This is a genomic window from Paucibacter sediminis (assembly GCF_030254645.1).
GTDB lineage: Bacteria > Pseudomonadota > Gammaproteobacteria > Burkholderiales > Burkholderiaceae_C > Paucibacter_B > Paucibacter_B sediminis.
In genome coordinates, this window is sequence record NZ_CP116346.1 from 2569347 (window position 1) to 2582203 (window position 12857).

General features: G+C 70.2%; 8 protein-coding genes and 1 riboswitch. Of the genes, 3 read left to right on the top strand and 5 right to left on the bottom strand.

Annotated elements, in window-relative coordinates:
- Positions 1-141 precede the first annotated feature (141 nt).
- From PFX98_RS11935 to PFX98_RS11950, 4 genes are read right to left on the bottom strand one after another with little or no spacing between them, the layout of a single operon-like run.
- Positions 142-1776 (bottom strand): NAD(P)-binding protein, encoded by a 1635-nt coding sequence (locus tag PFX98_RS11935; RefSeq protein WP_285235424.1) that lies wholly within the window; start codon positions 1774-1776, stop codon positions 142-144.
- Positions 1773-2804: a thiamine pyrophosphate-dependent enzyme gene (locus PFX98_RS11940; protein ID WP_285235425.1), complete on the bottom strand. Its 1032-nt coding sequence runs from the start codon at positions 2802-2804 to the stop codon at positions 1773-1775. The genes PFX98_RS11935 and PFX98_RS11940 overlap by 4 nt, the downstream gene beginning before the upstream one ends.
- Positions 2805-4061, bottom strand: coding sequence for a pyruvate ferredoxin oxidoreductase (gene porA / locus PFX98_RS11945; protein WP_285235426.1), 1257 nt, complete (start codon positions 4059-4061; stop codon positions 2805-2807).
- Entirely contained in the window at positions 4045-4638 is a 594-nt protein-coding gene (locus PFX98_RS11950) for a 2-oxoacid:acceptor oxidoreductase family protein (protein ID WP_285235427.1), read from the bottom strand. The genes porA and PFX98_RS11950 overlap by 17 nt, the downstream gene beginning before the upstream one ends.
- A 173-nt stretch (positions 4639-4811) precedes the next feature.
- Between PFX98_RS11950 and PFX98_RS11955 the strand changes: the two genes are divergently transcribed.
- Positions 4812-7622: a hypothetical protein gene (locus PFX98_RS11955; protein WP_285235428.1), complete on the top strand. Its 2811-nt coding sequence runs from the start codon at positions 4812-4814 to the stop codon at positions 7620-7622.
- A 39-nt stretch (positions 7623-7661) separates the two neighbouring features.
- Here PFX98_RS11955 and PFX98_RS11960 read toward each other — a convergent pair whose 3' ends face one another.
- Positions 7662-8714 (bottom strand): ethylbenzene dehydrogenase-related protein, encoded by a 1053-nt coding sequence (locus PFX98_RS11960; protein WP_285235429.1) that lies wholly within the window; start codon positions 8712-8714, stop codon positions 7662-7664.
- Positions 8715-8941: 227 nt separating this feature from the next.
- Between PFX98_RS11960 and PFX98_RS11965 the strand changes: the two genes are divergently transcribed.
- Both PFX98_RS11965 and PFX98_RS11970 read left to right on the top strand, forming a co-directional pair.
- Positions 8942-10915, top strand: a complete 1974-nt coding sequence (locus PFX98_RS11965) for a GumC family protein (RefSeq protein ID WP_285235430.1) — start codon at positions 8942-8944, stop codon at positions 10913-10915.
- A gap of 104 nt (positions 10916-11019) precedes the next feature.
- Positions 11020-11115, top strand: a riboswitch (cyclic di-GMP riboswitch).
- Between the two features lie 185 nt (positions 11116-11300).
- On the top strand, positions 11301-12845 hold the full coding sequence (locus PFX98_RS11970) for a methyl-accepting chemotaxis protein (protein WP_285235431.1): 1545 nt from the start codon (positions 11301-11303) through the stop codon (positions 12843-12845).
- Positions 12846-12857: the final 12 nt, after the last annotated feature.

Here is a 12857-nt window from a genome sequence, read left to right on the forward strand (position 1 = left end):
GGGCAACCCGAAGGGCAAGGCAGCCCAGGGGCGCACTCGTCGTAGCCCACCTTGGCCAGGCGTGAGCCTGGCCTGCGGCGTGCGCCTAGATTGCGCCCCTGGGCTGCCTTGCGGGCACTATGACGGGATCGTAAACACGCTCTAAACCTGCTCGGGCCGCATCTCGATGGCGCCGCAGGGGCATTCGGCCGCGCACATGCCGCAGCCCTTGCAGTAGTCGTAATTGAACTCGAAGCGCTGGCCGGGCCCCAGCTTGATGACGGCGTTGTCGGGGCAGACGCCGTAGCAGTTGTCGCACTCGAAGCAGTTGCCGCAGCTCAGGCAGCGGCGCGCCTCGAACAGCGCGTTCTCGGCGGTGAGCCCGCCCTGCACCTCGTCGAAGCTGCTGCTGCGGCGCGCCAGGTCCAGCTGCGGGCGCATGGTCTTGGGCGCGTCGCTGTAGTACCAGGGGTTGAGGCGCTCGAAGCTGGCGGGCTCATGCTTGGGCGGCCGGTTCAGCGCGTGGCCGCGCAGCCAGGCGTCGATGTTGCGGGCGGCCTTCTTGCCATGGCCCACCGCCACCGTGACATTGCGCTCGGCCGGCACCATGTCGCCGCCGGCGAAGATGCCGGCATGGCCGGTCATCATGGTGGCCGGGTCCACCTGCACCACGCCGTCCTGCACGGCAAGACCTGGCACCCGGTCCAGCAGCGAGAGGTCCACGTCCTGCCCGAGCGCCAGCACCAGCGAGTCGGCCTCCAGCATCTCGAACTCGCCGGTGGGCTGGGGGCGGCCCTGCGCGTCCAGCGTCATCTTTTCGATCATCAGCGCGCCCTCGCTGGCGTGCTTGATGGTGGAGAGCCACTTCACCATCACGCCTTCCTCCAGCGCCTCCTCGACCTCGAGGTCGTGCGCGGGCATCTGCGCGCGCGTGCGGCGGTAGACGATGATGGCCTCGGTGGCGCCCAGCCGCTTGGCGGTGCGTGCCACGTCGATGGCGGTGTTGCCGCCGCCATAGACCACCACGCGGCGGCCCAGCATGGGCCGCTCGGCGCCCTCCATCGAGCGCAGCAGCGCGACGGCGTCGAGGATGTGCGCGCCGTCCTTGGCGGGGATGAAGGCGCGCTTGGCGATATGCGCGCCCACCGCCAGGAAGGCGGCGTCGTAGCCACCGATGCGCATGGTCTCGGCCAGGTCGCTGACCTTGCAGTTGAGCTTGACCTGCACGCCCATCGCGACGATGCGCTGCAGCTCCGCCTCCAGCACCTCGCGCGGCAGGCGGTACTTGGGGATGCCGAAGCGCATCATGCCGCCCAGCATCGGGCCGGCCTCCAGCACGGTGACGCGGTGGCCCAGGCGGCGCAGCTGATAGGCCGCCGACATGCCCGAGGGCCCGGCGCCCACCACCAGCACATGCTTGCCCGACTCATCCGCCGGCGGCGCGAACTGCCAGCCCTGCTTCAAGGCCTCGTCGCCGAGAAAGCGTTCCACCGAGTTGATGCCCACCGCCGCGTCGAGCTGGCCGCGGTTGCAGGCGCCCTCGCAGGAGTGATAGCAGACCCGACCCATGGTGGCGGGGAAGGGGTTGTCGCGCGTGAGATGGCGCCAGGCCGCCTCGTAGGCGCCGCTCTCGGCGTGGAACAGCCAGCCCTGGATGTCCTCGCCGGCCGGGCATTGCGCATTGCAGGGCGGCAGGCGATCCACATAGACCGGGCGCTCGGTGCGCCAGGAGCCGGTCTTGTTGGCCAGCGAGGAGCCGGGGTCCAGCGTGATCGCGAAAGGTCGTGCGTCCTTCATACCGTCACCTCTTCGTCCAGCAGCTTGAAGCGGCGGATGTTCTTGTCGGCATCGGCCTGGATGCGCGCCAGCATCTCGGGGTGACCGGGTTGGCCGGGCTGGGCGAACAGATGGGCAAAGCGCTTCTGCGGCTTCAGGTATTCGGCCACCGGCACGCGGTGGCGGATCTTGGTGACGCTGGTGATCTCGCCATGCTCGGCCTCGAAGACCGGGAAGATGCCGGTCTCGCGCGCCAGCCTGGCGAGCCTGATGGTGTCGTGGCTGGCGGCGCCCCAACCCAGCGGGCAGGGCACCAGGATGTGCAGGTAGCGCGCGCCGCGCAAGCTCATGGCGCGCTCGACCTTGGCCTCCAGGTCGCGCAGATCGGCCACGGTGGCGGTGGCCACGTAGGGGATCTCGTGCGCCATCGCGATCAGCGGCAGGTTCTTGCCCTGGCCGAAGGACGCGCCGGGCTGCACGCCCACGGCCATGGTAGTGGCGGTGCGCGCGGCCGGCGGCGTGGCCGAGCTGCGCTGCACGCCGGTGTTCATATAGGCCTCGTTGTCGTAGCAGATGTAGAGCACATCGTCATTGCGCTCGAACATGCCCGACAGGCAGCCGAAGCCGATGTCGGTGGTGCCGCCATCGCCGCCCTGGGCGATCACGCGCGTGGCGCTTTCGCTCATGCCGGCCTTCAGGGCCTTGACCTTGAGCGCCGCGGCGATGCCGGTGCCCACCGCTGCGGCATTGCCGAACAGCGAATGGATCCAGGGCAGCTGCCAGGAACTCTCGGGGTAGGGCGTGGAGAACACCTCCAGGCAGCCGGTGGCGTTGGCGGCGATCAGCTGGCCGCGGGTGGCGCGCATCGCGGCGTCCACAGCATAGCGCGCGCCCAGCGCCTCGCCGCAGCCCTGGCAGGCGCGGTGGCCCGAGTTGATCGAGTTGCTGCGCTCGCTGGACGACTGCACGCTGCGCTGCTCGGGCGCCAGCAGGCGGTTGCCCACCGTGAAGGTGCCGGTCTGGTAGAACTTGATCTGGGGAGCATTCATTCAGGCCACCTTTGAAGCAACCGTGCCCACATCGCGCAGCAGGTTCTCGGCAATCGGGCCGCTGCGCCGCATCTGCGCCTCGCGCTGCAGCTGGCGCTGCACGATGCGCTCGTCGAGGTCCAGGAAGCTCAGCGGCGGCAGCGCATCGGCCACCGCCTGCAGCAGCATGCGCTGCAGCGAGGCCTGGGTGATGGCGCGCCCGCCCAGGCCGGCCACCACGGTATAACCATGCAGCTGCAGGCCCGACAGCGCCAGCCGCACGTCGGTGGAGACCACCCCGCCCAGGCCCACCGAGAAGCTCTTCTCCAGCACCACCACGCGCCGCGCGCCCTGCAGCGCGGCGCGCACCGCGGCGAGCGGGAAGGGGCGGAAGGAATGGATGCCCAGCACGCCGATCTTCAAGCCCTGCTGCTCGCGCAGGCCGTCCACCGTGTCCTTGAGCGTGCCCAGCACCGAGCCCAGCGCGACGACGATGGTCTCGGCGTCCTCGCAGCGGTAGCCGCGCACCAGCCCGCCCGAGGCACGGCCGAAGCGCGCCGCATAGTCCTCGGCGATGCGCGGGATCACCTCCAGCGCCATCAGCTGCTTGGCATGCGCCAGATAGCGCACCTCCATGAAGGCCTCGGGCCCGACCATCGCGCCGATCGACACCGGCTCGGCCGGGTCCAGCAGCTGGCGCGGCTCGTAGGGCGGCAGGAAGTCGTCGACCTCGTGCTGCGCCGGGATGTCCACGCGCTCGTAGGCATGGGTGAGGATGAAGCCGTCCATGCACACCATCACCGGCATGGAGAGTTCCTCGGCCAGCTTGAAGGCCTGGATGTGCAGGTCCACCGCCTCCTGGTTGGTCTCGGCGAAGAGCTGGATCCAGCCGCAATCGCGCTGGCTCATCGAGTCGCTGTGATCGTTCCAGATATTGATGGGCGCACCGATGGCGCGGTTCGCCACCGTCATCACGATCGGCAGGCCCAGGCCCGAGGCGTTGTAGACCGCCTCGGCCATGAAGAGCAGGCCCTGGCTGGCGGTGGCGGTGTAGCTGCGCGCGCCGGCCGCCGAGGCGCCGATGGCCACGCTCATGGCCGCGAATTCACTCTCCACATTGATGAACTCGCAGGGCGTGAGCGTGCCATCCTTCACCAGCTCGCCGAGGCCCTCGACGATATGCGTCTGCGGCGAGATCGGGTAGGCGCAGATCACCTCGGGGCGGCACAGCGCCACCGCTTCGGCCACGGCGTGCGAGCCTTCACATTGCTTGAGCATGGTGGGCCAACTCCTGCATTTCCTGGCTGACGAACTCGAAGGCCTCGGCGGCTGCGGCGATGTTGGCGGCAGCCAGCTTGGCGCTGAACTTGGCCTGGATGGCATGCGACACCGCCGCCAGCGACACCAGGCCCGAGAGCGCCGCAAAGCCGCCCAGCAGCACCGCATTCGGCAGCGGCCGACCGAGATGCTTGAGCGCGATCTCGGTGGCCGGCACGGTGGTGAGGCGCTCGTGGCGGAAGCGCGCCGCCACCTCGGCCAGGCCCAGCTCGTCGAAGCTGCGCCGGCTGTTGATGAGCACATAGCCATCCGGCTTGAGCCCCTGGAACACATCCACCTGGTGCAGGAGCGTGGGGTCCTGCACGATCAGCACATCGGGCGCCAGGATGGGCTCGCGCAGGCGGATTTCGCGCTCCGCGATGCGGCAGAAGGCCACCACCGGCGCGCCGGTGCGCTCCGAGCCGAAGCTGGGGAAGGCCTGGGCATGGCGGCCCTGCTCGAAAGCGGCGACCGACAGCAGCTCGGCCGCCGTCACCACGCCCTGGCCACCACGGCCGTGAATACGGATCTGCAACATCGGGGGCGCTCCCTCCCTTGAGTGGGTGCTGCCTATTCTTCGCCCGCGCAAGGCCCGGCGACATGACGAATATCAACCTCGGCCTTGCTCCGGCGCCGCATCCACCAGGTCGAGGATGCCGGGCCCGGCCGGGCTGGCTACGCTTCGAGGCCCCCCACTGCCCGCTCACTGCCATGCCCTTGCTCCAGGTCGACCCCAAGCTGCTTGACGCCGCCAACGCCTTTCGCAAGAACCCCGCCGCCGGCCTGCCGCCGCTGCTGGCTGCCGCGGGCGCCCCGCACGACGTGCAGTTGCTGGTCACGCCGCTGGGTGAGCTGAAGAACGAGCAGCAGCCGGAGCTCAGCGCCAAGCTGCTCGACGCCGCCGGCAAGACTGCCACCACGCAGCTTGGCTGGGAATGGTCGGCGCAGGCCGATGCCTCCCTGAACCTCAGCATCGCCCCCATGCTGGACGCCGAGGAGAACCGGCAGCTGGGCATAGCACCGGCCGACGGCCATGTCGTGATGTCCTATGGCGCGGCGCTGAGCCTGTCGGCCGGGCTGAGCGGCCAGCAGAGCATCGGCGCATGGGGCCAGGCCAGCGCCAATCTCTCGGCCGGCACCGATGCCCGTCTCTGGTGGTATGTGCAGGCCGAGAACAGGGCCAGCGTGGTCGACGCGGCCGCAGACGCCGCGCGCTACTGGCTGCTGCCCAACGATCTGGAGGGCCTGCTCAGGCTCGCCCCCGATCCGATGTTCTGGGGCCTGCGCCTGGACCTGAAGGCCCAGCTGACGGCGGGCCTGAGCGTGGGGGCGAAGGCCGGCTGGACCGCCTGGACCTATGGCCTGGACGGCGCGCGCGCCGGCGTCGGGCTGAGCGTGGGCATGGATGCGCGCCTGCAGCTGCAGCACCAGGGCGGCATGCGCCTGCATGTGCGGCCCGAGCAGCGCGGCGGCGCCTGGGGCCTGAAGCTGGAGCTGGAGACCCTGGACGCGCATGACGAGCGCTTCGGGGTGACGCTCAGCGCCGGCCTGGATCTGCGTGCGCTGGCCGCCAGCGCCGAGCGCGCGCTGCGCGCCGGCTGGCCCGCGCTCGATGCCGGCAGGCTGAGCGCGCTGACCCAGCCCGGCACGGCCCTGGGCGCACAACTGGGCGAGCTGCTGAGGGCGAAGATTGCCAATCCGGAGCTGGAGCAACTGGCATTGCTGCTGTTCGGCCAGCGCGCGCTGCCGGATGTCGAGCGCCAGCTGGTGGACCGCCTCACGGCGCCGCTGGTGGACGCGCTGGACAACGCCTCGCAGGAGCTGGCCAGCCAGTCGGCGGATGCCGCGCAGCTCGCCAGCGACTGGATGGAGCGCCTGCTGGGCAAGGCGGCTGGCGACACCCTGCTGGGCAAGCCGTCGGTCGCCAAGGCCGCGAATGCCGCGCTCAAGGCCGCCAGCAGCGCCCTGGCCGCCGAGCTCAAGAAGCTCGATGGCGAGATCCAGGCCGCGCAGGCCAAGGTCAAGGCGGGGGCCAGCGACGCGCTGGACACATTGCTGGCGCCGCTGGGTGCCTTCGGCGCGCGCCTCAATGAGGAGCTCGCCAAGCTCGATCAGAACCCGGTGTCCACGGCCATCGCCAAGGCGCTGCAGGCCTACAACGACGCACGCACCGGGCTGCTGGCGGCGCTCAGCGAGGCCAAGAAGGCCAGGCTGGGCATCACGCTGTCGGAGCAGGTGCAGCGCAGCCGCAATGCCAGCCTGGCCTTCGAGGGCTGGTTCGGCCCGAACGGCGACCGGGCGGCCGCGCAGCGCCTGTACCAAGCCTTGTGCAGCGGCCGCATCGGCCTGCTGGGCGAGCTGGTGGATGCTGCTAGCGCCGGGGGCTGCTTCGAGCTGGGTAGCGGCTGGTTGTCGGAGACCAGCAAGCTGGTCGACAGCGAGTCGGCCCTGCTGAGCCTGTTCGGGCGGGACTTCTCGAGCTCGCGCGTGAGCCTGATCGGCATGCGCTTCAAGGCCGACCTCTGGGGCCATCTGAGCGCCGCCGACGCCAATGTCGACATCGAGGCCGTCACCAAGAATCAGTGGCTGCAGCGCAGCGTCTCGCTGGGCGTGTATGTGAGCCTGGCGCAGCGCGACGGGCAGGCCGAGCTGAGCCTGTCGCTCAAGGGGGCTTACGCGGCGCGCGGCAAGGCCACCACCAAGGCCTTTGTGCAGCATGTGGTGGACGACTACGCGGCGCTGCTGGGCGCGCGCACGCACCGCGATGTCGGCCTGCTGCTGAACCCGCCGGTGGCGCCGGAGAACGCCAAGGCCTATTGGCGCGACCTCGTGCTGACCCTGCCTATGGCGCTGAATGCGCCAGCCTGGCGCCGCTTCGAGGCCCTCGACCCTGCCCAGGTGCAGGCCTGCTTCCTGGCGCATGGGCTGGATTGCCTGGACCAGTACTACGCGGGCATGGCGGGTTTCTCGCACACCTCGCCCAGCGAGGTCTTGAAGGAGCTGGCCGATGAGAACTTCAAGGGCGGCGGCTCGCAGCAGGCCCGCATGCTGGCCTACCTGGGCCTGTACCGGCCGGGCCATGTCTCGGCCCGCAACCCGGATCTCGACGCTGCGAACCGTGTCGGCATCGCGGTGCAAAGCGGTACCTGGACGGATGGCAGCCGCCGCCTGTCAGTGTTCCATCGCTTCGCCGCCGTGCTGCGCTGCGCCCGCACCCTGCATGCCGCCGGGCCGAGGCTGCGCGCCATCCTGCTGGCCGAGCCCATGCAGGGGCCGCCGGCCGCGTTTCGCGCCGGCATCGAGCCGCTGCTGATGGAGATTCGCGATGCGCTGGAAGCGGTGGCGGTGGCCAGCGAAACCATGAGCGGCATCGGCATCGGCACCTTCGACGAAGGCATGACCTGGGCCTTCAACACCTTCGTCCTCGCCATGGCCGATCTGATCGGGCAGCTGCCGCCGGGCTTTCTGCTGATGGCGGCCGGGCCGGGCGATGCGCAGCCGGTGCCGCTGCTGCTCAGCTAGGGCCTGAGCGGCAGCGGGCGTGGTCCGCGCGCGGCGCGACTACTTGCGGAACACCAGGTAGAGCGGGTCTTCCGAGGTGGCGTGCCGCACCTGGGCGTTGTCGAAGGCGGAGAAGCCGAAGCCGTAGCGCGCGCCGAGGTCGGCAAACTGCACGTCGTACTTGCTGCCCGTGACCAGCTTGCGTGCCACCACCGAGGTGTACATGCCGTTCTTCCAGCTCACCGCGACGCGGATGTCGGCACGGTCGCCCTGCAGCGGGTTGATGATGTAGGAGGCCACCTCGTCGCCGGGCTTGAACTTGCTGTCGTCGAAGGCCACCTCTTCGCCGCGCTTGATGAAGTAGCTGCCGCCGGCATTGCCCGCCTTGGCCTCGCGGCTCATGAACTGCGGCTTGCCATCCACCAGGGGCACGGCGTTGTACTCGCCGGTGGCCGTGCCCGGATCGCTCTTGCGGCCGGCGTTCGGGCTGGCCTTGGCGTCGTAGCGGGTGTGGTCCACGTACTGGTCGTCCACATAGCCGAAGGGGGCGGTGCGCGAGCCCTTCATATGCCACATATCGGCCAGCTCGCCCTCCTTGGACGTGTACTTGTTGCCATAGGGCTTGCCCTGGTCCAGATGGCATAGCGCGGCGCAACCCTGCTTGTCGAAGCCGGGGATGGAGTTGCCGATCGGCCAGATCATGGCCCACTTGTCTTCGTAATAGATGTTGTCGTCGCCGCCTTTGTCAGCCGGGTCCTTGAGCTTCTTCCAGCTGCCGTCGGCCTGCTTCTGGTAGGGGCCACGGCGCAGCGAGTGGGTGGGGTCGGCGTACTGGATCAGGAAGTAGACCGAGTCGCCGGCGTAGACCGCCTTCAGCGTCGCCTGGGTGTCGCCCTTGCCGCCGAAATTGGCGCCATCGGTCAGCGCCACGCTGAGCGGCCTGGCCTGCGCCCAGGCGGGGTCGGCGGCGCCGGCCTGCAGATTGGGCGCGGCCTTGGCCTGCAGGGCCACCAGGGTGTTAGGTGGCATGGCTTCTTCGCGTGCCGATTGGCAGCCAGCCAGACTCAGCGCCAGGCCGGCGAGTGCAATGGCATGAAGGACGTTCTTCGACATGGAGATCTCCCGATCAGGATTGAACCCCGTGGTTGACTGCATCGTCGCCTGAACCCAAGCGGCACCCCAAGGGGATTGCTTGCAGTGTCGATCTGCCGGGGCGGGAGGGGCTTGCGCCATGTCAAGGCGGGCCGCGCGCACGTGGCCGGGCCCGCTTGTCTATAGTCGCAGCTACGCGCCCGCTCCGGGCGCCCGCAAAAATCTTCATGCCGCATCGCACACTCCATATGGCAAGCCTGCATCACGGCGCCGGTTTCGCCGCGCCGGCGCCGCGCAGCCTGGCCATGCGCCGTCGCCTCCAGGTCTTCGTTGCGGTGTTCGGCCTTGGCCTGCTGCTGGGGCTGGGCCTGGACTTCATGCGCAGCGCCGTCTACACGGCCAGTGCCAAGCTGCAGATCATCCCGGCGCCGGGCCTGGTGGCGGGTGCGGCCTCGTCAGCGGCCACGCTGACGCCGGTGGCACCGGCGCTGCAGCTGGAGGGCGAGATCCTGCGCAGCCGCGCCCTGGTGCAGCAGGCGGTGGAGCAGCTGAGCGCCCAGGGGCTGATCAAGGCGGGGGCGGATGACCCGGTGCTGGCGGTGCAGCAGCTGCTCTCGGTGCGGCCGGTGGCCGACAGCCAGCTGCTGCAGCTGCAGGCCCAGAGCCCGGACGCCGCGCTGGTGGCGCCCCTGGTCAACACCCTGGTGGAGGTGTACCGGCGCGCCCAGAGCGAGAGCGGCAGCCTGGCCTCGAACGAGAAGCTGGATGCGGCGCGCGAGGAGATCCGCGTGATCGAGGCCAGGCTGGCGGACAAGCGCCACGCCGCCGAGAGCTACCGGCAGCAGAACCACATCGTGTCCAGCGAGCGCGACGAGAGCCAGGCGCTCGCACGCCTGAAGGGCCTGAACACCTCGCTGCAGCAGGCCACCGACCGCCAGGCGGTGAGCGAGGGCAAGGTGCAGGCGCTGGAGCAGGCCGTGGCGCGCGGCGCGCGCCTGCCCCAGGCCCGGGACAACCCCACGGTGGCCGGCCTGGAGGCGCGGCTCTCGCAGGCGCGCGAGGACTGGCGCGGCATGGAGCGCCAATACACACCGCAGTATCTGGACATGGACCCGGGCGCGCGGGCGCTCAAGGCGCGCATCGCCAATCTGGAACAGCAGCTGGACGCCGAGCGCAGCAAGTCGCAGCAGATGGCCCTGGCCGAGGCGCGCGAGGAACTGGCCTCCGCCAAGAGCACGGTGCAGCGCCTGCAGCAGCAACTCAGCGGCGATCGCCAGGAAGTGCAGTCTGCCAGCCAGCAGCTGGGCGCCTACCAGGTCATGCAGGCCGAGGTCCACGGCCTCGAGCAATTGCTGCAAACGGCCAGGCAGAAGCTGCTGGCGCTGGAGTCCAGCGAGCGCGCGCGGCGGCCGCAGCTGCTGGTGCTGGAGCCGGCGGTGACGCCGGCGGCGCCCAGCAGCCCGGCCTATTGGCGCGATGCCGGCCTGGTGCTGGCGGGCGCGCTGCTGCTGGGCTTTCTGGCGGTCTGGTTCGTCGAGTTCTTCAACCGCAGCGAGGCGGCCGCGCCGGTCACCACCACGGTGGTGATCCCCCCAGCCATGATGGGTCTGCCGGGGCAGGCCGGCATGCCGCCGCAGGCCGTGCTGCCGGCGGCGCCGGAGCGGGCCCTGCTGGCCGGCGCCCCGCCGCGCGAGTTGCAGGCCGGCGAGGTGGGGCAATTGCTCGCGGCCGCGACGCCCGAGCACAAGCCGGTGCTGGCGGCGCTGTTGTGCGGCCTGACGGTGGACGAGCTGCTGGCCCTGCAGCTGCAGCATGTGGACGCCAAGCGCGGCCAGCTGCAGGTGCCGGGTGCCGACGCGCGCCGCCTGCCGCTGGCGGCGCCCTTGCGCGCGGCCTGGGCGCTGAATGCCGGTGGCGCGGCCGAGCTGCCGCTGCTGCAGCATGCGAGCGGGCGGGCCCTGCAGGCCGATGAGGTGCACATGATCGTCGCCGCCACCGCGCACGACGCGCAGCTCGACGGCGCCGACGCCCTCACGGCCGAGATGCTGCGCCACAGCTACATCGCCTTCCTGGTGCGCCAGGGCCTGCGCTTCAGCGAGCTGGGCCAGCTGGTGGGGCGGCTCAGCAGCGAGGCCCTGAATGCCCTGGCGCCGCTGGCGCCCGCCAGCGAGCGGCGTGGTATCGAGGACATCGAAGCACTGCTGCCGCCGCTGCGCGACTGAGGTGGGCGCCAAGCCCGCCCAAGCGTGCAATATTGCCGCTGTACGCCGGATGTAAGTCGATGTATCGCGCCCGGCATTGACGCCTATCAGGGTAAACACCAGAATCCGCCGCTTGGCACACCTGCGCGAAAGCCAGGGTCGCAAAGCCTCCGGTCTGCCTTCCGCCCTCTCGGGCGGGAAACGATAGCGGGGTTGCCGTGGTAGTTGCTGCCCCTGCGCCCGCGCGCATGGGCCGGGCCGCCTCGTCAAGGCGTTATCACGCCCTTTGTTTCCCCATGCTTCATGCGCGCGTGCCGGCCGGCCTCAGGGCTGGCACCGCAGCCGCGCGGACCGCGGCCGACCGAACCGGAATGCCCAGCCACCCGCGCTGCGGCCGCGACGCGACATGAAGTCCCTGAACCTTTCCACCCGGCTGGCGCTGAGCTTCGCGCTCGTGGTCGGCATCTTCCTGGTCGTGCTGGGCAGCGCGGCATTCAGCGCGCGCCAGGTGATGGAGGCCACGGCCGACATGAACCGCGAGGCCGAGCTGCTCAAGCTGGCCGACCAATGGCTGGGCGATGTGCGCCAGAACTCGGCGCGTTCGCTGGCGGTGGCCCAGGCCGACGGCAGCCAGCTGCTGGACTTCTTCAAGGAGGCCATGGCGGCCACCAGTCGCAGCACCACCGAGACGCAGAAGCGCTTCAACGAACGGGCCGTGCTGCCCGCGTCCAAGCAGGGTGCGGAGGAGGTGGGCCGGGTGCGCGCCGAGTGGCTGGCCATGCGCGAGGAGATCAACAAGGCCAAGACGGCCGGCGACGATGCCGCCGCCAAGGCGCTGATCGCCTCCAAGTTCCTGCCCATTACCGACAAGTACGTGGCCGCGGTGCAGGCCCTGGCCGACACCCAGCTGAGCCAGCTGCACGAGCTGGAGGCGCAGGTGGAGGCACGCTTCGGCCAGCTCTTCATGCTCGCCGGTGCGCTCACGCTGGCGGCCGTGCTGCTGGCGGTGGTGGTGTGCTGGCGCTTCGTCAGCCAGCTGACCCGCACGATCGGCGAGACCGTGCAGGCGGCGCGCCGCTTCGGCCATGGCGACCTGACCCAGGACATCGTGGTGCGCGGCGACGACGAGCTGGCGCAATTGCAGCTGGCGCTCAACGAGGCGCAGGCCCAGCTGCGCAAGCTGGTGGCGGCGGTGCGCGCCGGCACCGAGAACATCAATGTGGCGAGCCGCGAGATCGCCACCGGCAACCATGACCTGAGCGCGCGCACCGAGCAGACCGCCAGCAATCTGGAAGAGACGGCGGCCAGCATGGAGCAGATGTCGGGCGCGATCCGCCAGTCCGCCGATTCGGCCCGCGTCGCCAATCAGCTCGCCAGCACGGCCGGCGCCAGCGCCGAGCAGGGCGGCCGCGTGGTCGGCCAGGTGGTCAGCACGATGGGCGAGATCAACGAGTCATCGCGCCGCATCAGCGACATCATCGGCGTGATCGACGGCATCGCCTTCCAGACCAATATCCTCGCCCTCAATGCGGCGGTGGAGGCGGCGCGCGCCGGCGAGCAGGGGCGCGGCTTCGCGGTGGTGGCGGCCGAGGTGCGCACGCTGGCGCAGCGCAGCGCGCAGGCGGCCAAGGAGATCAAGACCCTGATCAGCGACAGCGTGGAACGCGTCAGCGCCGGCTCCGAGCTGGTCAATATGGCGGGCGCCTCGATGCAGGAGATCGTGCAGAACGTCAGCCGGGTGCGCGACATCATCGGCGAGATCGCCAGCTCGGCGACCGAGCAGGCCGAGGGCGTGAACCAGATCAACGCCGCCGTGGCCCAGCTGGACCAGATGACGCAGCAGAACGCCGCCCTGGTGGAAGAGAGTGCCGCCGCCGCCACCAGCATGAGCGAGCAGGCCTCGCAGCTGTCGGCGGTGGTGCAGACCTTCCGCGTGCACACCGCATCCTGAATCCAAGCGAAT

Bases quoted from the DNA above. Each gene is read 5' to 3' on its own strand.
- PFX98_RS11935 (WP_285235424.1), bottom strand. From the start codon at position 1,776: ATGAAGGACGCACGACCTTTCGCGATCACGCTGGACCCCGGCTCCTCG.
- PFX98_RS11940 (WP_285235425.1), bottom strand. From the start codon at position 2,804: ATGAATGCTCCCCAGATCAAGTTCTACCAGACCGGCACCTTCACGGTG.
- porA (WP_285235426.1), bottom strand. From the start codon at position 4,061: ATGCTCAAGCAATGTGAAGGCTCGCACGCCGTGGCCGAAGCGGTGGCG.
- PFX98_RS11950 (WP_285235427.1), bottom strand. From the start codon at position 4,638: ATGTTGCAGATCCGTATTCACGGCCGTGGTGGCCAGGGCGTGGTGACG.
- PFX98_RS11955 (WP_285235428.1), top strand. From the start codon at position 4,812: ATGCCCTTGCTCCAGGTCGACCCCAAGCTGCTTGACGCCGCCAACGCC.
- PFX98_RS11960 (WP_285235429.1), bottom strand. From the start codon at position 8,714: ATGTCGAAGAACGTCCTTCATGCCATTGCACTCGCCGGCCTGGCGCTG.
- PFX98_RS11965 (WP_285235430.1), top strand. From the start codon at position 8,942: ATGGCAAGCCTGCATCACGGCGCCGGTTTCGCCGCGCCGGCGCCGCGC.
- PFX98_RS11970 (WP_285235431.1), top strand. From the start codon at position 11,301: ATGAAGTCCCTGAACCTTTCCACCCGGCTGGCGCTGAGCTTCGCGCTC.